Source organism: Dyadobacter sp. SG02, assembly GCF_900109045.1.
Lineage (GTDB): Bacteria > Bacteroidota > Bacteroidia > Cytophagales > Spirosomataceae > Dyadobacter.
The window spans coordinates 319,584-337,500 of sequence record NZ_FNYL01000003.1 but is presented as its reverse complement, the minus strand read 5'-3'; the positions used below and the strand labels follow the sequence as shown (position 1 = coordinate 337,500).

The window sequence follows — 17,917 nt, the reverse complement described above, 5'->3', positions numbered from 1 at the left end:
AAAAAGCTCCGCTGATGATCACGGAGCTTTTTCATTATAAGTCAATGTATTTTCAGGACTGGGCTTCTGTTTCGCTGGCACCGCTTGTCTGGAACGGGCTTTTCATAATGCCTCTTTCGGAGTTGCGGATAAAATTGATGATTTCGTCGCGCTCATCCGAAGGTGCCATTTCCAGCTCGATTTTTTGCAATGCTTCCGCATTGTTGAGGCCCTTCATGTAGACGTAACGATAGATATTCTGGATCTCAATGATTTGCTCATTGGTATAGCCTCTTCTCCGCAGACCCACTGAATTGATACCCACGTAGGAAATAGGCTCGCGCGCCGCTTTTGTAAACGGAGGAACGTCTTTCCGCACCAGCGAAGCCCCGGAAACAAATGCATGGATGCCGATCTTCACAAACTGGTGTACGGCGCTCAATGCACTCACAATGGCCCAGTCGCCCACATGAACGTGGCCTGCCATTTGCACATTATTACCGATAATGACGTTGTTTCCAACGCGGCAATCGTGCGCCACGTGTGCGTAAGCCATAATCAGGCAGTCGGAGCCTACCACCGTTTTCCAGTGTTCCTCGGTACCACGGCTGATCGTCGCATACTCGCGGATCGTCGTATTGTCACCGACCACAGTCAGGGTGTACTCATTATTGTATTTCAAATCCTGGGGCGTGGCCGAAACGACGGCGCCGGGATAAATCTTGCAGTTTTTACCAACGCGTGCACCCGAATTGATTACAGCGTGTGACCCTATCCAGGACCCTTCCCCGATCTCAACATCGGCATGGATCATTGCAAAGGGTTCAATCTCTACATTCTGAGCAATCTTAGCGTCAGGATGGATATATGCTAATGATTGAGTCATTTTTTCTTTACCAGGCTTGCTATCATATCGGCTTCACACACCAGCTGTCCGGCTACGTATCCCCGGCCACTCATTTTGACGATCCCCCGCTTCATCGGAGACGTGAATTCACATTTAAAAATAACGGTATCCCCCGGGAAAACATTACGGCGGAACCGGCATGCATCGATCCCGATGAGGTATGGCCAGTAGTTGTCCGGATCGGGAACGCTGGAGAGTACCAGGATTCCGCCCGTCTGCGCCATGGCTTCCAATTGCAAGACGCCAGGCATTACCGGGTTACCCGGAAAGTGTCCGAGAAAAAATTGTTCGTTGATCGTCACATTCTTCACCCCTACCACGCTGTTTTCGTCCAATGCAATGATCTTGTCGATCATCTGGAACGGATAGCGGTGCGCCAGCAACTGGCCTATCTGGTTGATATCGAATACAGGTGCCTTGTTAGGATCGTATTGCGGAATATCCCCTTTACCCGATTTGATCAGCTTTTTAATCTTTTTGGCCAAAGCCACATTCGCCGCGTGGCCGGGACGTGCCGCCAGGATTTGTGCTTTGATAGGCCTTCCAACCAATGCAAGGTCACCAATGAGGTCGAGCAGCTTATGCCGCGCCATTTCATTGGAATAATGCAGGTCTACATTATTAAGGATGCCCTTCGTTTTATCGACGCTAACCTTCGGCTTGCTCAGCAACTGCGACAGATGATCCAGTTCGCCGTCCTGCACCTCGCGGTCCACGATCACGATTGCGTTCGTCAGGTCACCGCCTTTGATGAGGTTCTGCTTGTACAATGCTTCCAGCTCGTGCAGGAACACAAACGTGCGGCACGACGCGATATCGTCTTTGAAAAGTGTAATATCATTCAAAGAAGCATGCTGGCTGCTGATGACGGTAGAGTTGTAATCCACCATCACCGTCAGGCGATAGTCCGAAAGCGGCAGCGCCACCAGTTCGGTATCCTTGTCTTTATTCTTATAATGTACGTATTCCGGAACTTCGAAATAGTTGCGGTATGCATTCTGTTCTTCAATGCCCGCGTCGAGCAGTGCGTCCACGAATTTGATGGAACTGCCGTCCATGATCGGAGGCTCCGGGCCGTCGAGCTGGATCAGCACGTTATCGATCTGCAAACCTACCAGGGCGGCAAGTGTGTGTTCTACCGTATGGATCCGCGCGCCGTTCTGCTCGATGGTAGTACCGCGGGACAGATCCACTACATTATCAACATCCGCATCAACAATGGGCTGGTCGGGTAAATCAACACGTTGAAACTTGTACCCGTGGTTGGCTGGCGCCGGCACGAATGTCATCGTAGCGACAACACCGGTATGTAAACCCACTCCAGTTACGGATACAGACTTAGAAATGGTTTGTTGTTTTTCGTTCATTATATCTATTTCCTTTTCTAAATAAGGTGCGATCGGGCCATTTACTGAAAATCAGACGTTTCCTGCTTGCGTTCCAGGTCTTTCAGTCGTTCTTCCAGCTCAGGCAGCCTGCGCACCAGTGCCATGGACCGTAAATGTTCGTTCAGGTCCCTGGCCGGGGAGCCGGACAGCGACAGGCCTTCCTTTTTGATGGATTTGCCCAGGCCGCTTTGAGCCCCAATCTTGGTATTGTTTGCTACCGTAATATGCCCTACCAGACCAACCTGCCCTGCGATCACACATTGCTCGCCGACGGTGGTGGAACCGGACACTCCCGACTGGGCCGCAATTACGGTATTTTTTCCAATCTCTACATTATGTGCGATCTGAACCAGGTTATCTATTTTCGCTCCCTGGCGGATAATGGTCGAGCCCATCGTCGCGCAATCGATCGTCGCATTGGAGCCGATGCTCACATTGTCCTCTATGATCACATTTCCGAGCTGCGGGATCGTTTTATAGCTGCCGTCGGCCTGCGGAGCGAAACCGAAGCCATCGCCGCCGATCACCGTGTTCGCGAAAATCGTCACATTCTTGCCGATCACCGTATTGTCATAGATTTTAACGCCGGGATGGATCACCGAATAATCGCCTACCTCAACCCCGTCGCCCAGCCAGGCCTGCGGGTATATCTTCACTTCTTTCCCGATCACGCAATTCTTTCCAATATAGGAAAAAGCGCCGCGGTAGCAATCCTCCCCCGTCCGGCTGTTTTCGCCGATGAAACTCGGCTGCTCTACGCCCAACTTGCGGCCGGCGAGGCGTTTCTGGTATTCTTCCAGCAGGATCGTGAAGGCGGTGTAAGCATTATCGACGTAGATCAACGTCGCAGAAATATCTTTTTTGGGAGTAAAATCTTTATTGACAATTACTGCCGAAGACTGTGTGGAGTAGATATAATGCTCATATTTGCTATTGGCCAGAAAAGATATACAACCCGGCAAGCCCTCTTCAATTTTTGCAGCCGAATTAATTGTAATCTGATCATTTCCAACAACAGTTCCATTCAGCATCTGAGCAATCTCGCTGACAGTAAATTCCATATTTTATCGGCTAATTTCGGGTAATAGTATTCGAGTACGTCGTAAAAATTATTAATTCTGCCTTCTTTTTAGGGTCCTGATTAACCACGCAAAGATACATTTTTACCCCAACATACATAGTACTTGCGTACAATCTTAGTCAAGGCTTCGATGGTCGGAATGTCCGACGCATCGGCGATATCCAGCAAATTCCCTTTTTTCATTTTCACGCGGATCGGGTCCTGCTCCTTGGCATAGGACAAATTGGTGGTTTCGCCGGTGATCAGGAAATACTGCATATCCGTTTCAGAAATGCCCCGTGCCGTCAGCCGCTCACGCAGTGGCGCCAATACATCTTCACCGGGCGGCTCGTCGAAAAAACTGATTTTGAACAGGTTTCTGTCCAGGAGCATCTGGCATAACGTCGATAAAACAGGGTCCTTGTGACTTTTCCATCCTTTCACAGATGCCCATACGTCGTTATCGTCCAATCCGTTGAATGCGGCCAGTAAATCGGGATTGTTATCGAAATCCGCGAGCGTAAAACGGTTATTGAGGAACAATGCAAAATCGGGCGTCGCGAAAAGCTGCTCGCCTGCCGCCGCCAGCTCGCGGGCGCGGTACATGATCTGCGTGAGCATCGCCTGCGCGCTCAGGAGCGTCTTATGCAGGTACACCTGCCAGTACATGAGCCTGCGTGCATGCAGGAAGTTTTCGATACTCAAAAGCCCTTTTTCCTCCACCACCAGCTGGTCATGGCTGATATCCAGCATTTTGATCAGCCTGTCGGCACCGATAGAACCTTCGATCACGCCGGTGTAGAAACTGTCGCGGTTCAGGTAATCCATCCGGTCCATATCCAGCTGACTGGAAATCATCTGGTGGTAAAACTTGCGCGGGTAAGTTCCTTCGAACATCTGGATCGCAATATCGAGCCGGCCATTCAACTGGCGGTTGAGATCCTTCATCATCGTCAGCGTAATCGCCTCGTGCGGCACCCCGGGTATAACGACGCTTTCCAGCACATGGGAAAACGGCCCGTGGCCGAGATCGTGCAGAAGAATAGCCGCCTGTGCGCCTTCCGATTCCGGCTCCCAGATCATATGCCCCTTCTCCTGCAACGTCCGCAATGCCTGACTCATGAGGTGCATTGCGCCGAGCGCGTGGTGAAAACGGGTATGCAATGCACCCGGATAAACGATATCGGCCAGGCCAAGCTGCCTGATCCGCCTGAGCCGCTGAAAGTAAGGATGGTCGACCAGATCGTAGAGCAGATCCGACGCGATAGAAATGAACCCGTATACCGGATCGTTGATGATTTTCCTTTTATTCAAAACCAGTTTTTTGGCAAAAGTAATAAACAACCAACGGACAAATGCAGCTAATCTTGCGGCATTCATTTGGAGAATTGAACCGATTCGCTAATTTTGCACTCCGAATAGAGGTTGAGAAAGGGGCAATGGCTTGCAAAGTGTTTGTCCGGCTGATCAGAACAACTATCTGATTGTCAGCAACTAGCAATTCTCTATACAATGCAAAAAAGGGGCCTATAGCTCACAAACCGTTTGTCCGATCGGTTAGAGCAACTGACTCATAATCAGTAGGTACCACGGCTTAAATTGGAAAATTAATAAGGGCCTATAGCTCATTCGGTTAGAGCAACTGACTCATAATCAGTAGGTGCCTGGTTCGATTCCAGGTGGGCCCACGTTGAAAATCAAGGACTTAGCTTAAAAAGCTAGGTCCTTTTTCTTTTTGTTGCAATAAAAGTTGCAATAGTTTTGAAGGGTGAAATTCAACAAGGATCAATGTTTGGGATTGGCTAGACATTTGCAATTGTTCAACCTTGTGCCCCCTGAAGACCGGGGACATCGTAACAGTCGTCTTTTATAAAGCCGGGAATACTGAATCCGAAAGAAATCATGACAACGGTCAATAACAAGAAAATTAGAGGCTGGAAACGGCGGATCAAGGAAATCGACCGATGGTTTGAGGCCAATAAAATGCCTGATCTAAGCCACTTCGAAGCGAGGGGGGAAGAATTTGTCAAAATAAGGATTGATCCTTGGACACGTGTATGTGACCGGGTGCCACCGGACTGGTATTTTCGTTTAGTAATCCAAAAACTGGTCTTAATTTACAATCTTTGGGAAGAGATTTTTGAGCGCCAGGAGATTCCCTACGACCTTCAAATCTGGCTAAACTATCCTAACACCATCAGAAGCGAGGTGGTATGCGCGAGTGTCGATAATATCGGTGGATTTAGAGACAACTATTACAGAAAGAGTACAAAAAACGAGCGGCTGCCGCTCACTTGGGCAGACAGTGTCCCAGAGTTGCAAAAATTCACCTGGCGACAGCATGATGACGAGGATTTTTGGTTTAAAGAAATTCACTACCTCGATCAGGAGGAGATTAATGAATTGTTAGAAGCGGGTTTTGTTGAAGAGGAAATCTTGCTTGAGGGCCGCAAGGAAATTAGGTACAGCAGAAAAGTAGGGAATGTCTGGATAGGCCGAATGAACAGGTGGTGACGATTTCCGAAATTTAGCTCTCGCTACCTGGTTTGCCATAGCAATCGGGATCAATAAACACCTTTTGAGCTGTCCCTTTTCTATAGTCAAAATCGGGGACTTACAAATCTTTGCTTCAGATGAAATTATCCCATTCAGGGTGAAACTACCTCAAAAACTTTGGAAGTAAAGAATTGGGGTTAAAGATCCCGATTTTCTACTGTAACCAAACACAACTTATGAAAACGCAGGATATGTTAATCGATGATATCTAAAGCATTACAAGTGTCGCGATGCGCTCAATAGCTTCTTAGGGCGCCACCCCATTAAAGAATCACCATAATATCCGAATTAGGCCGATCCTTCTTATCCAGATATTCCCAGGACACAATGTCTTCTTCCGGGTAAATATTACCGGTGTCCTCAGGCCCTTCGTCGCCGATGGCCTCGATAAATGCTTTCGAAGCTTTTTTGTAAGTCCCTTCGCGGGGCACACCGTTCATGTCGGTAAACAAAACCTGCGATAAGTCTTCCGGGAGCTTTTGGTCTTTCATGTTGTCGCTTTTTATAATGGTAAAAGAAGGCATTTCGACCTTCTTTTACACTTTTACTCTCAAATTTTATGCCTGACGACACGCCGGTTATTCAAAACTTCCTCGCGAACCGGATAAAATTCCCCCAATCATAAGTGGTCATATTATGCTCGCCTTCCCGGTTGTGGTAACCAAAATGTGCGCCGATTACCGGCTGGTCGATTCCCGGCGGGTCTTTGGGCAACCCCGATTTGATTCCGTACAATGCATATACCGGCTCGGCGGCTTTCAATGCCAGAAACGTTCCTTTCGGATCGGCCCAGAGGTCTTTGGAAGCGTTGGTCGCGTACACCGGCCGGGGCGCGATGAGCGCGATGAGCATATGCTGGTCTACCGGCAGGGCACCTTCTTTGTCATTGTATTTTTTGTAGTGATCGTTAAACCAATGCGGAAACGTGGTGTTAATGCGGCTGATACGTTCGCCAAACTGCCGGCGCGCCAATGCCGCGCCGGTATTGCCCGAGCAATTGGTAATGCAGGCCGCGAAGCGCTGGTCCTGCGCAGCCGCCCACAATGATGTTTTACCGCCCCGAGAATGTCCTACGACAATGACCTTTTTGGAGTCGATATCCTTGTCCGTCTCAAAATAATCCATTACGCGGCTCGCTCCCCAGGCCCAGGCGCCGATCGCTTTCATTCCATTGTCCTTGGTCAACTGCTCCGGGTAAAGTTTTTGCAAAACGCCGGTCGCGTAAGTATCCTTATTGTCCGGCGCAAGGTCGCTCACATGAAATGCCGCAATTGCAAAACCGCTGTCTATCACCATTTCCGCCGGCCAGAACTCGCTCTTTTTAGCCCTCGTCGGGTCGGTATTCTCTTTTCCGCGGTTGTTAATCAATAAAAAAACAGGTACAGGCTTCCTGGCTTGCGTAGGAACAAAAAGGACGACGTTGATCAGCACCGACTTCCCCTTTCTGAAAACGGTTACACCGACTTGCTTCAATACCGCCTTGCCATTCATAAGCGGCTGGTCGTCTTCCGTCAGTGCATAGCGGATACTGTCGTAGTCGGTCGGCATTTGCCCGTAAATATGGTCTTCAAACAGTTTCAGCACCTCCGGTCTTCTCAGCTTCTCCCACTTTTCTTCATTGCGGATCGTCTTGCCCGAAGTGGTTTTAAGCACATCCGGCAAGGTATAATGCGGCACTTTCGCCTCATCGTAATTCTGGGCTAATGCGGGGTAACAGGTGATGAGCAGGAGGCAGAAAAGGGTTATTCGTTTCATGAGAATTAGTTGGGCATTTGTTTCAAAATAAAACGCTCAAATATCTGCTATTTAACTGAAAAAGCGCAGGTTAATCGGCCCCACAAATATTTTTTTCCTAAGCCACCCAACCTCCCCGCCCTTCTTCGCAGTTTATTTTATTGACAGGTGGCCACCTGATTTACATCTATTCAATTTTAAACACTGATGGTCATGAGAACAGAAAAATGGCTGGTATTGTGCGTGGTATTGCTGCTGATCCAGCTGGTCGCCTGCGAAAGAGGAAAAATGGAAGAGAATGCGCCGGTACCGGTTTCGGCGAGGACGGGGACAGACAGTGTTGGGCAGGACAGTATTCCCCGGGATACGATCGTTAAAGACAGTATTGAAAAGGATACCATTTATCAGGACACAATCGTCCGGGACAGCACGATCGCCGACAGTACTTTCGCTGACAGCACTTTCGTGGACAGTATGGCTGCTCAACGCCGATCGGCCCTTCCGGCTGCTTTGGGACGTCTTAGATCCGTTCGTTAACCGTAGTTTGTGATTTTCACTAAAAGTCGTTTTAAGCGTTTTAATGAAACAAAACAGGCATGGCCGGCTGAAATTTAGTCGGTCATGCATTTCCACAGTCATTGGACACATTATATCGTACACTAGCGGGTTGTAAACGGCAGGATCGCCAGAGTCAGGAAAAATTGTACCGGCAATTTTACCCGGCACTTTTTGCCCTTTGCAAAAATTTCTTCGACGACAAGCATGACATCGTTACCGCAATCAACAATGGAATGCTGAAGGTGTTTACGAACATTCATCAATATGATGATACGAAGGGTGAATTCTTCAACTGGATGTATACGACAGTGCGTAACGCGGCGCTTACCATGCTGCGTGACAGGAAGACCCAGACATTCGATTATATAGAGATCGACGACAAAATGGGTTTCACATCTTCCGAAAACCCCTTCGAACAGACCTCAGGCGGAGATGTCCAATTGTATTTAATGCAGTTACCAGTAGCCACACGCCGGATTTGCGGCCTTTTCTATATTGATGGTTTTTCGATAAAAGAAATAGCATGCTCGCTGGGTATCAGCGAAGGTACCGTCAAATGGCATTTAAGCGAGAGCAGGAACAGGTTGAAAGTAATTTTTGAAAACCTCCTCTGATGAAAAGAAAAGACAAACAGATCACCAAGTTTCTCCACGACCCGCTGCCGGACCCCGAAATCCCGGCCGACGACGCATGGGCGGACATGAATGATATGCTGGACACTGCCACGGGTCGTGGAACTAATGGATCAAAATGGCCGGCACAGGTATGGAAGTCGCTTGGAACACTCAAAAGGTTTTTAATAGTGGCTTTCACCCTGGTGACGATTTCCGCCGGGGTTGCATGGGTTGTTTTCAAGACCAAAACCGCGGACCGGCAAACCGCACCGGCGCGCATTTCTGCTGAAAGCCGGAATGCCGAAGGTACTGTAACAAAGTTGGATTCATTAACCGGAAGAATGGAAACCGGTACCAATCGTAATAATGCCGGTAATCCTGCAAAGGCGGCTCATCCATTGACCGAAAAAATGGAGACTGGTGCCGACCGGGACAATGCCAATCGTACCACAAAGGGCAGCGGCGCCGTAACCGAAAGAACGAAAACCAGTACCGCCCGCGGCAATGCCATCGGGAGCGTTAGCACGGCAGGTGTGGCAAACGACAGGACAAAAACCGGTACCAAGTCCTCAAAAAGCATTGATAACGACATTCAAACAGCGCAAACCCAAACCTCTTCCCATACACGTACGCGCAATGCGCAGGCAACGGTTATGCACAAGCGCGACGTGCAGGCGCGCAGGCCTTCGGGCGACGATTACGCGGAAAATGCATTACCCAAAGACCGTTCCCAATCCGGGAATACCGGTAATGGCAGACAGCCGACAGAATCTTCCTTACTCAATCAAACCAATACTACTTCTTCTGTTAGCCATGAAAATAGAACCGCTCCGACGGCTGCGAACAGCATGCTCAATAGCCTTGAATCACTTTCCGGCCGTTTCGGAGGTGCCGGAAACGATTTAAGTAAATATATCAGAAAACCTGAGGAGACTGTGGCGCAACCAGCGCCGAAAACGCGAAAGTCGATATTCACAGACGTGCATTTCGGGCCGGAGTGGAATATCGGCCGGTCTATCGTGTCGCCAAACTACATGTTTACCAACGCCGACAGCGTTAAGCGTCCGCTGCGGCTGGCGATTCCCGGTGTGTTTGTATCCAAAAGCTGGAACAGGCATAGCGTGACTTTCATTTTCAATCCGCTGCACTCCTATTTCGGTAACAAAGAGCGGGTAGCTCAGCGCCTGGACACGCTTCGGAGTTCGGATTCATTATACGTCGTGAATCGCCACTATACCAACTTCGTCAAGGCATTCGGAATGAATTTTTCTCTCCAATATCAGTATCGGGCGTTTTCCTTGATTTCCCTGGTGGGTGGGGTCTCCTATGCCAAATATTCATCTGCATTACTTTTCAGGGAAATTGAGTATCCGACGGGCGCAATCGCTATGCAGGAACATTTGGCGGCAAAAGGCCAGGATACATTAAAATCATATATCCGTCCGCAACAATGGAACATCCGCGCGGGCATATTATTTCATTCACCCGATGTGTTTAATAATCGATTGCAGTTTGCCTGGATGACGGTCTTTCCGCTATCAAACCTGTCGCAAAAGGGATTCAAAAGCGTGAAAACTCCCAATATGCAGCTATCGATAAGGTTCCTAATCAAATAGCTGCTCCGCGGCCGTCTCCCTACGCCGCCCCCTTCAACCGCGCTACCGGCATATCAGGGTCATACTTTCCGAAAATCACCGGAATCTGTCCCTTGTCTTCCGGACCCTTTTTAGGTAGTGATGCAAGGTGGAGATAGAGGTAATCATAAGCCTCCTTAATAGTCACGAGCGCGTCCTTGTTCTTGTCGGCGCCGCCTTGCAGGCCGTCCACGAGGAACTTGGTGAAGTAGCCATGACCAATGCTCACGTTCTCACTCGAATACTGGTAAGAACGTGCCGCCATCAGCACCACCAGGCCCGATTCTTCATCCTCGAACGACCGCACCGAAACCGGTACCGGCTTCATTTCGGAAACATCCCGCGCACGGTTCTTCATACTGCCCGACATGCATGCATCCGCAAAGCACAGCCGCGTTTTCGCCCGGCATTTCCGGAATACCTCTTTCACGTCCTTGTGCTTCAAACTCGTATTCATATCGCGCATATCGATGTCGTAACTGGCGAAGAAGCCATTCGCACCATGGCCGGCGAAGTAGAATATCACGCGGTCGTCCGGGCTGGATTTGGCGAAAAACGCCTCCATTTGATTGATAATGCTTGCCTTGCTCGCCTGGTGATCGATCAGCAGCGCGATGTTTTCCGCCGGTACCGAGCCGCCTGCTTCGCTTCTCAGAAAATCGTAGAAAATACGGGCGTCGTCGTCGCAGTACCGCAGGTCGTTCAGTTGCGCCTGGACGCCGCTTTCAGGGTCGGAGCCATTGAGGTAATCAGAAATTCCGACGATGACTGCGTAGGTATTGCCCTGGTTTTCGGAGAAGTTGGCGCCTTTAATCCATTTGTACCCATAGTACACCCCGATGGCCACACCTATGAAGATGAGGATGTTGGTTATATTTTTCATTGTAGTAAAAGTCTAAAAGTGATCGATTCCGTTTAGGTTGATTATCTTCCTGCGGCTTGTTTGAAAAGCTCGGTACCTACTTTTTCCCAGAATGCGCCCGCATTGCTTTTGGGACGTTGCTGCTTGGGTTTGGTGCTGGCCTGGTAAGGTGTGCTTCCGAGCGCTAATGCGTCATTGGAACGGCCGCGGTTGAGGTTGCTTAATGCCTGCCGGGCATCGCGGTTGCCCTGGTTGGCGGCGAGATTGTAGTAGTATTTGGCGCGGGCTTCATTTACGGGCATTCCTTTGCCCAGTTCATACATTTTCCCGAGCTCGAACTGGCTGTAACTGGAATTGCCCGCTACCGCTTTTTCAAACCAGCTTTTCGCAAGATTGTAATCCTTGGTAAGCCCGTAACCGCCCTCTTTATAAATGTAACCCAGGTAGTCTGCTGCACCCACGAGCTGCTTTTTGTCGTAAGCTTCTTTGAAATACTCCGCAGCAGTTTCATAGTTTTTGATCCTGCCCAGGCCCCAGAAATTGAAATAGGCGATATTGTATTTGGCCCATTCGTAATCGCCCGCCTTTTCGAAGAAATCCATCGCCTTATCGTAGTCACGCTCCGCGCCGCCGCGGCCCAGCTGGTGGAAATAGCCGAGCAGATTGTTGGTCGTATCGTCCATTGCCCACGTGCCTGCATACTTGTCGAATATCTGGTAAATCTGCGCGTAAGTTTTGGTCGTATCGGAATAAGGAATGCTCGCGTAATACGTAGACTTCGCCCAAGCCAGTTCTTTACGGGCAGTAGAGCGCCATAAAAAAAAATACACCAGGCCCATTCCGACCATCACCGCCGCGGCTGCGATTATTCCTTTTTTCGAGAGCAACCTCGGTATTTTGAAGGGCTGTTTCTGTTTCAGCTTAATATTGCATTGCCCTATCTGGTACCGGGCATGCATATGCGCGGGGTCGAGCCGCAGGATTTCTTCGTACAATCCGATCGCGTCGCGCAATGTCTGTTCTTTTTCAAAACCGGCTTTCGATTCGGCCTGCTGCACGAGGTGGTCCGCGCGGGCGGTGAGCTCTTTGGTATTCGCAAATGGCTCGTCGATGCGGATCGTATGCTCGTCGTTGGCGGGTATTTCTTTTGGTATTTGAATAGAAGGGCTGCCCAGTATTTCCAGTAACTCTTCTGCCCGCTGCACACGTTTCGCATTGTCGGGCACGAGACATTTTTTAATAATGGTCCTGAACGGCTCCGGTACCTGGCTGATCTTTTCGGAAACTTTGCCTTTCACGATCAGTTTGCTCACCTCGAGGTTCCAGCTTTCCTGGCTCATCGAACGCGCGGCATCGAACGGCAGGTCGCCAATAAACATCTGGTAAGTAATGATACCCACCGCCCACAAATCCACATTATGCCTGATTTCACGGTTCTGTATCTGCTCCGGCGCTGCGTAGGCAATGGATAGCCCGATCGAAGAGTTTTCTACCGACTGTGTATTGGTATCGGCCAGTTTGCTCAGCCCGAAATCGGTCAGTTTGGGCACCCAGCGATCACCTTGCCGGTCCATCAGCACGTTCTGCGGCTTCATATCGCGATGGATAATGTGGTGTTTGTGCAAATGCCCCACCCCTTTGAGGATACCTTCGAGAATCTGGTGTTTTTGAGGAACGGTTAATGCATATTTCTTCAAAACATCGGCCAGGTTGCCTTCCTGGTAGAATGTAAGGACCGCAAAATCGTAACGCACAGGCATAAACTGGAACCGGTAGCAATTGCCGTAGCGCGCCACGTTCTCGTGGGAGTCGAGCTCGTCGACGATTTGCTTTTCGTACAGCAAATTGAATTTCTCATGCTTTACCTCGGCCACCTTGATAGCCACAAACCGTTTCTGCACTGAATCGAAGGCCTTGTAAACCGAGCCGAAACCTCCTGCGCCGAGCATTGCCTTCTGGTCCTGGGTATCGAATTCGTATCGTTTCAAAAATTCTTCGTAAGTCATGATCGTAGGGATTTGAAGTTCTTTTGCCCTTTATCGGAGGTCCCGGCGGGAGGTCACCGCATTTTTTTATCTTTTTTTGAATGCCCCTTGGCCTTGCCCGGTTTGACGGATTTCACGGGCTTTACGGGGTGCAATGCGATCACCGAATCTTTGGCAACGACTACCTGCACCGGCTTGGGTTTGACAGGCACAGGTTTACGGTTATGCCAGAAATACCAGCCCGACGAAAACATCAGCACCGCGAACATGATCCACACATTCATATTGGCAGGTTTGGGTACAGGTTCATTTTTCGCAGCCTCTTTTTTCACTGTTGATTCGGAAGACAACAACTCCACCATCGGCATTTCCACGGAATGGATCGGCACCAGGTAGGCCGTATAATTGTCGTTACTGAACTGCTCGCAAAGTTTCCGCACCTGCTCCATTTTGGCATCGTCCGACGTGGGCGCCGAGAGGATTTTCAGCAACGCGTTGTCATCCACACTTTCGAGAATACCGTCCGAGCAGAGGAAAAAGTAATCGCCCGCGGCCAGGTCGGCAATGTGATGGATATCGGCCTGCACATCGGCGTCGCCGCCTTGCAGCGCGCGCATGATCACGTTCCTGCGCGGGTGCGTACGGGCCTGTTCTTCGGTGATCACGCCGGCTTTCACGAGGTCGTTCACATAGCTGTGGTCGCGGGTGCACCAGCGCACCTTCCCGTTACGTACATGGTACACGCGGCTGTCGCCTATGTGCGCCACCGTGGCCCCGCGCTCGTGCAGGTGCAGGAACGTAAGCGTGGTCGCCATTCCCTGCGAACCGGGATTTCCCCTTCCGTATCTTTCGATCTCGGCCCGGGCAAATGCGATCGCATTGTGCACCGTGGCGTCGTCGCTCACGGTAATGCGGTGGCGCTGGTAATACGCCGAAACCGACCTGCAAGCCAGGTCGCTCGCTACTTCACCCTTTTCGGAACCGCCTACTCCGTCGCATACCATGAATAATGCGTCGTTGACAGTGGCCGCGCCCGGCGGCGGGAAAAGGTTATCCTCATTATTGGCCCGCTTGCCCGGTCCATGAACCGGAACGGGCTGATTTATCTGGATTTTCATAAAGTCGTCAGAAAAGTACTGTTTTGGCAAAATCAGTATTGGCCACGGTTTCGGTGGCCTTACGCGCAGTTCCGGCAGCGGCGGCGGTCTTCAATGCCACTTTGGTTTTCCCCAGTTGCATAATAACCCCGTCGACCAGTTCGACGGTCGTTCCGCGTTTCAGCGGGTAGGTATCGATGAAAGTAGGATTGGTACAATCGGGATGTTCGGAAACCCAGTATTTGTACACCCCTTCCCTGCTTTTCACGACCTCTATCACCAAATGCCGCCGGCTCATGTAACGGTCCTGCGACTGGATCATCACCTCGCAGGGCTTGCTCTCCGAAAACCGGCCCACAATCTGCAAGCCGGGTTTCAGGGGAAGCGTTTGCGATTCGGTGTATTCATCGTGAACGATCACCCAGCCTACCTCGGCAGGCTCGAAAACGAGGGTAGCCTCTTCGAACGCCGGACGTTCGGCCACAGGCAGGTCGATGCGAATGGGCGACTGGCAGCGGACGCAGGCGATCACCGGATTCTTGGGCGACAATGCCTTTTCGTTAACCCTCAGTCTTGCCTGGCACGATGGACAAACAACGATCATAACGGTTGTGGTTAAATGTGGCTGTTAAGCAATGTCTTCGGGGTTCACCCATTCGTCCAGCCCTTCGAAATCGCTGTCGTAATCCTCCTGGGTGTACACAATGTCGTATTCGTCGCTATCCATGCTCACGCTGTCCTGCTCGGCCACCACGGTCGGATCTGTTGCGGTTGAATCGGTGGTCGGCTCGGTCGGTTCTGTTACCTCTTCCACGGCGGGCCCCGTTTCGTAATCGTAGCTTACCATATATCCTTCGGCGGGCGGCTCGGAGTATCCGAATGCATTATCCAGCCACATATCCTGGAATATCTCCTTCATTTCCTGCGGTAATGCAGCGTATTCGTTGGGGTGACAGGTGTGGTACAATTCGCCTTTCCATTCGAAAAGTTGCGCCGGGCCTGCCTTCTCGCGTGACCAGGCGAATGCTTCATTGAAACTCATATCGTCGGGGGCATTCACAATGCTGAGATGATCGGGAATGAGGAGTACGTCTGGTTGGCCCGCTGGAATGGAATCCTGTACCGGGTTATTTTCTGCTATCACCGTATCCGCTGGAACGGTTGATGACGTACTATCCGATTTCTCTTCGTTATCGGCTGACGGTACGCCGCCCGTCGTTTCGTCCTTTTTGGTATCATCGCCGGCATACGCGTCGTACGCGATGGCGCCCACGCCTGCCGCAGCGCCCGCAGCGATGGCGGCACCTGCTTTGCTCTTTGATTTTCTGGGGTTAACCGGTGCTTCCTGCAACAGCTCGTTGCTTTCGTCGATAATCTGTGTTTGCTCTGACATGGTCGTAGGATTTTAGAAGTTTTTCACATCATTTGAACCTTTATCGGAGCCCGGTTCAGAAGGTCACCGATTTTTTTGAAAAATTTTCTAAAACCATCTCGCCTTGCATTTGGGGCACTTTTTCAAATGCTCGCAGTCATTCCACGTCAGCCAGTCGTAGTCGCGGAGAGGTTGCTGGCAGGCGGGGCACACCCAGAGGCGGCGCATATCTTCTTTCCATTTCACGCGCCGGTTTTCGAGGCCGTAATGTTTGTTCATCCATAAAATGATCACCCGTCCGATGTACGGAATGGCGAGCATCACGTCGATCCGCTTTTGAATGTCGATCATCGCCACGCGCTCGTCTTCCAGCTTTTGCCAGACTGGCTGCATTTCTTTGAATTCGAATGTGTAGTCGTCGGGCTGTTTGTCGAAACGGAATATCTTGCTGGCTTCAAAAGGCATTTTGCCGAGCAGAATGCTACTGCGCGGGGTAAACTGCGTCTTGCGGATGCGGACGCCGTCCACAAATGTGCCGTTCGACGAGTCGTTGTCTTCCAGGATGCCGGAATGGTCGGGACCGAGGGTTACCAGGGCGTGGTAACCGCTCACGCTCGGATGGTCCACTACAATATCATTATCCGGCTTGCGGCCGATGCGTAATTTCTGCGGACTCATGGTAGAGATAGGGCTATAATGTGCTCAGGGTTGGGTCAAAGGTGTGATCTCGTCCGTTTTGCGGATGGGGTAACTGCTATCCCCGATGTGGATGCGGTATTGTTTCGTCTCCACATCGTACGCGATGCTGATCTTCTGCTGCTTTTCTGTCAGCGTGTCGGAGTATATTTCAAGAATGTCGGTGAATCGATAATGCGAGTGGTATGTCTTGCTTCTGATGATCGTAGCGTCGATCATCCGTTTCTCTTGCACAACAGGTTTGAAATCGACGGTTTTCCAGCTTAGCAACGGGATGCGGAACACTTCATTACGCTCGTCCACGCGGATCTCCTGTCCGTTCGGCTCCCCTGTTCCGGTTGTTTTTTGGTTATTCCAAACAGTCCACACACCAATGATCAGGATCGCCACGGAGGCTGCAATGGCCGTGTACGACCAATTGCCCCATTGCAATTTGCGTTGAATGCCCTTTTTCTTTTCGAGCAAATCCGCATTGCCGTGCTGCTGGTCATCCATGGCCGCAGCGGTTTCCAACTCGGCATGGAATGTCGCGAACAAAGTGCGCAGGCCTTCCTTTTCGGCCTGACTGCTGATCAGCTCCCGCACGGCTTCCTGCGCCTCCACTTCCAGCCGGAACTCGGGATTGGTGGCCATTTCGTTGTCAAATGCGAGTTTTTCCTCGGTCGTGAGCGCGTCGTCGAGGTAGCGGTCGATGCGTTCTGTTTGGTCTTCGTTTTCCATGGGGTCAGCTGTAATGTTGTTTCAGCACATTTTTTCCCAGAAACCGCGCTTTGTCCATACACTTGTTCTTCTGGCTTTTAGCAGAATTGTCATCTGCAAACCCCAGCTTCGAAGCGATCTCGGTCATCGTCAGCTTTTCGTAGTAGAAGGCTTTCAGCAGCATCATGCATTTTTCGCCAATCTGCGCCAGCACTTTTTCGAGCGCGGGCAGGTAGGGCGGGCTGTCGTCCTCCTCGATCACCGCCGTGTCCAAATCGTCGTCGAAACCCGTCTGCATTTGTTTTCCTTTCTGCCGCAACCGGTCGATCCATTTGTAATAGCAAACCGAATACAAATAGGTGGAAAGCCTGCTGCTCAACTGGTCCAGCCGCCCGCCCCTGATCTGCAAAACGATCTCCATCATGCAATCCTGGTACACATCGCGCGCATCGTCGTCGCTTCCGCTGTTTTTCAGTACCAGGTGCAGGATTTTGCCAAAATTATCCTTGTAAAAAAGCCCGAGGGCCTTTTCGTTGCCGTTTTTGATAGCCTGGATCAATGGAAAATCCGGAGAACCGATCTCTGTTATCATGGGTAGGTCGTGAAGAAGAGGGAAACGTCACTATTAATTTAAAACTATTTTCCCTAATCAACATAACCAGTTGATTATAAAATCATTAAATTGAAATTAAGCGCCAAATCGGTTACAAAAGCAATAGCGCGAACCTGGACGTTCGCGCTATTGCTTAACCATAGAAAATCACGTAGCGATGTTA

At 50.4% G+C, this 17,917-nt stretch carries 18 protein-coding genes and 1 tRNA gene; 5 read left to right on the top strand and 14 right to left on the bottom strand.

Going from position 1 to position 17,917, the window contains the following annotated elements:
* Positions 1-52 precede the first annotated feature (52 nt).
* The 4 genes from lpxA to BMW93_RS08450 form a co-directional block, all read right to left on the bottom strand.
* Positions 53-865, bottom strand: coding sequence for an acyl-ACP--UDP-N-acetylglucosamine O-acyltransferase (lpxA, locus tag BMW93_RS08465; RefSeq protein WP_090374783.1), 813 nt, complete (start codon positions 863-865; stop codon positions 53-55).
* Positions 862-2,253 carry a bifunctional UDP-3-O-[3-hydroxymyristoyl] N-acetylglucosamine deacetylase/3-hydroxyacyl-ACP dehydratase gene (locus BMW93_RS08460; protein ID WP_090374782.1) on the bottom strand — a complete coding sequence of 464 codons (1,392 nt, stop codon included), beginning with the start codon at positions 2,251-2,253 and terminating at the stop codon, positions 862-864. Before BMW93_RS08460 ends, lpxA begins: the two co-directional genes overlap by 4 nt.
* Before the next feature lie 41 nt (positions 2,254-2,294).
* Positions 2,295-3,335 (bottom strand): UDP-3-O-(3-hydroxymyristoyl)glucosamine N-acyltransferase, encoded by a 1,041-nt coding sequence (lpxD, locus tag BMW93_RS08455; RefSeq protein ID WP_090374781.1) that lies wholly within the window; start codon positions 3,333-3,335, stop codon positions 2,295-2,297.
* Between the two features lie 80 nt (positions 3,336-3,415).
* Positions 3,416-4,648, bottom strand: coding sequence for an HD domain-containing protein (locus BMW93_RS08450; RefSeq protein ID WP_229240276.1), 1,233 nt, complete (start codon positions 4,646-4,648; stop codon positions 3,416-3,418).
* A 300-nt stretch (positions 4,649-4,948) separates the two neighbouring features.
* Here BMW93_RS08450 and BMW93_RS08445 point away from each other — a divergent pair.
* Together BMW93_RS08445 and BMW93_RS08440 are read left to right on the top strand one after the other, a co-directional pair.
* Positions 4,949-5,022 (top strand) — tRNA-Ile (locus BMW93_RS08445).
* A 214-nt stretch (positions 5,023-5,236) separates the two neighbouring features.
* Positions 5,237-5,848, top strand: a complete 612-nt coding sequence (locus tag BMW93_RS08440; RefSeq protein ID WP_090374780.1) for a hypothetical protein — start codon at positions 5,237-5,239, stop codon at positions 5,846-5,848.
* A gap of 305 nt (positions 5,849-6,153) precedes the next feature.
* Here the strand turns inward: BMW93_RS08440 and BMW93_RS08435 are convergent, their stop codons facing one another.
* Entirely contained in the window at positions 6,154-6,381 is a 228-nt protein-coding gene (locus BMW93_RS08435) for a hypothetical protein (RefSeq protein ID WP_090375076.1), read from the bottom strand.
* A 91-nt stretch (positions 6,382-6,472) separates the two neighbouring features.
* A complete protein-coding gene (locus BMW93_RS08430) occupies positions 6,473-7,645 on the bottom strand; it encodes a prolyl oligopeptidase family serine peptidase (RefSeq protein WP_090374779.1) in 1,173 nt (390 codons plus the stop codon).
* A gap of 192 nt (positions 7,646-7,837) precedes the next feature.
* Between BMW93_RS08430 and BMW93_RS08425 the strand changes: the two genes are divergently transcribed.
* From BMW93_RS08425 to BMW93_RS08415, 3 genes are all read left to right on the top strand, one after another.
* Positions 7,838-8,161 carry a hypothetical protein gene (locus BMW93_RS08425; protein WP_143061625.1) on the top strand — a complete coding sequence of 108 codons (324 nt, stop codon included), beginning with the start codon at positions 7,838-7,840 and terminating at the stop codon, positions 8,159-8,161.
* A gap of 101 nt (positions 8,162-8,262) precedes the next feature.
* Positions 8,263-8,796 carry an RNA polymerase sigma factor gene (locus BMW93_RS08420; protein WP_090374777.1) on the top strand — a complete coding sequence of 178 codons (534 nt, stop codon included), beginning with the start codon at positions 8,263-8,265 and terminating at the stop codon, positions 8,794-8,796.
* A complete protein-coding gene (locus BMW93_RS08415; protein WP_090374776.1) occupies positions 8,796-10,412 on the top strand; it encodes a hypothetical protein in 1,617 nt (538 codons plus the stop codon). The genes BMW93_RS08420 and BMW93_RS08415 overlap by 1 nt, the downstream gene beginning before the upstream one ends.
* 19 nt (positions 10,413-10,431) lie before the next feature.
* On the opposite strand, the gene BMW93_RS08410 is transcribed toward BMW93_RS08415, so the two are convergent.
* The 8 genes from BMW93_RS08410 to BMW93_RS08375 form a co-directional block, all read right to left on the bottom strand.
* Positions 10,432-11,313, bottom strand: a complete 882-nt coding sequence (locus BMW93_RS08410) for a caspase family protein (protein WP_090374775.1) — start codon at positions 11,311-11,313, stop codon at positions 10,432-10,434.
* Between the two features lie 41 nt (positions 11,314-11,354).
* A complete protein-coding gene (locus tag BMW93_RS08405) occupies positions 11,355-13,298 on the bottom strand; it encodes a serine/threonine-protein kinase (RefSeq protein WP_090374774.1) in 1,944 nt (647 codons plus the stop codon).
* Positions 13,299-13,351: 53 nt separating this feature from the next.
* Positions 13,352-14,395: a PP2C family serine/threonine-protein phosphatase gene (locus BMW93_RS08400; protein ID WP_090374773.1), complete on the bottom strand. Its 1,044-nt coding sequence runs from the start codon at positions 14,393-14,395 to the stop codon at positions 13,352-13,354.
* A 7-nt stretch (positions 14,396-14,402) separates the two neighbouring features.
* Positions 14,403-14,978, bottom strand: a complete 576-nt coding sequence (locus tag BMW93_RS08395; protein ID WP_090375075.1) for an FHA domain-containing protein — start codon at positions 14,976-14,978, stop codon at positions 14,403-14,405.
* Positions 14,979-15,002: 24 nt separating this feature from the next.
* A complete protein-coding gene (locus BMW93_RS08390) occupies positions 15,003-15,767 on the bottom strand; it encodes a hypothetical protein (protein ID WP_090374772.1) in 765 nt (254 codons plus the stop codon).
* 87 nt (positions 15,768-15,854) lie between these two features.
* Positions 15,855-16,424, bottom strand: a complete 570-nt coding sequence (locus tag BMW93_RS08385) for an FHA domain-containing protein (RefSeq protein ID WP_090374771.1) — start codon at positions 16,422-16,424, stop codon at positions 15,855-15,857.
* Positions 16,425-16,448: 24 nt separating this feature from the next.
* A complete protein-coding gene (locus BMW93_RS08380) occupies positions 16,449-17,162 on the bottom strand; it encodes a hypothetical protein (protein ID WP_090374770.1) in 714 nt (237 codons plus the stop codon).
* 4 nt (positions 17,163-17,166) lie between these two features.
* Positions 17,167-17,733, bottom strand: a complete 567-nt coding sequence (locus tag BMW93_RS08375; protein WP_090374769.1) for an RNA polymerase sigma factor — start codon at positions 17,731-17,733, stop codon at positions 17,167-17,169.
* Between the last annotated feature and the right edge of the window lie 184 nt (positions 17,734-17,917).

Coding starts and splice junctions, on each gene's coding strand:
- lpxA (WP_090374783.1), bottom strand. CDS start 865: ATGACTCAATCATTAGCATATATCCATCCTGACGCTAAGATTGCTCAG.
- BMW93_RS08460 (WP_090374782.1), bottom strand. CDS start 2,253: ATGAACGAAAAACAACAAACCATTTCTAAGTCTGTATCCGTAACTGGA.
- lpxD (WP_090374781.1), bottom strand. CDS start 3,335: ATGGAATTTACTGTCAGCGAGATTGCTCAGATGCTGAATGGAACTGTT.
- BMW93_RS08440 (WP_090374780.1), top strand. CDS start 5,237: ATGACAACGGTCAATAACAAGAAAATTAGAGGCTGGAAACGGCGGATC.
- BMW93_RS08435 (WP_090375076.1), bottom strand. CDS start 6,381: ATGAAAGACCAAAAGCTCCCGGAAGACTTATCGCAGGTTTTGTTTACC.
- BMW93_RS08430 (WP_090374779.1), bottom strand. CDS start 7,645: ATGAAACGAATAACCCTTTTCTGCCTCCTGCTCATCACCTGTTACCCC.
- BMW93_RS08425 (WP_143061625.1), top strand. CDS start 7,838: ATGAGAACAGAAAAATGGCTGGTATTGTGCGTGGTATTGCTGCTGATC.
- BMW93_RS08415 (WP_090374776.1), top strand. CDS start 8,796: ATGAAAAGAAAAGACAAACAGATCACCAAGTTTCTCCACGACCCGCTG.
- BMW93_RS08410 (WP_090374775.1), bottom strand. CDS start 11,313: ATGAAAAATATAACCAACATCCTCATCTTCATAGGTGTGGCCATCGGG.
- BMW93_RS08405 (WP_090374774.1), bottom strand. CDS start 13,298: ATGACTTACGAAGAATTTTTGAAACGATACGAATTCGATACCCAGGAC.
- BMW93_RS08400 (WP_090374773.1), bottom strand. CDS start 14,395: ATGAAAATCCAGATAAATCAGCCCGTTCCGGTTCATGGACCGGGCAAG.
- BMW93_RS08395 (WP_090375075.1), bottom strand. CDS start 14,978: ATGATCGTTGTTTGTCCATCGTGCCAGGCAAGACTGAGGGTTAACGAA.
- BMW93_RS08390 (WP_090374772.1), bottom strand. CDS start 15,767: ATGTCAGAGCAAACACAGATTATCGACGAAAGCAACGAGCTGTTGCAG.
- BMW93_RS08385 (WP_090374771.1), bottom strand. CDS start 16,424: ATGAGTCCGCAGAAATTACGCATCGGCCGCAAGCCGGATAATGATATT.
- BMW93_RS08380 (WP_090374770.1), bottom strand. CDS start 17,162: ATGGAAAACGAAGACCAAACAGAACGCATCGACCGCTACCTCGACGAC.
- BMW93_RS08375 (WP_090374769.1), bottom strand. CDS start 17,733: ATGATAACAGAGATCGGTTCTCCGGATTTTCCATTGATCCAGGCTATC.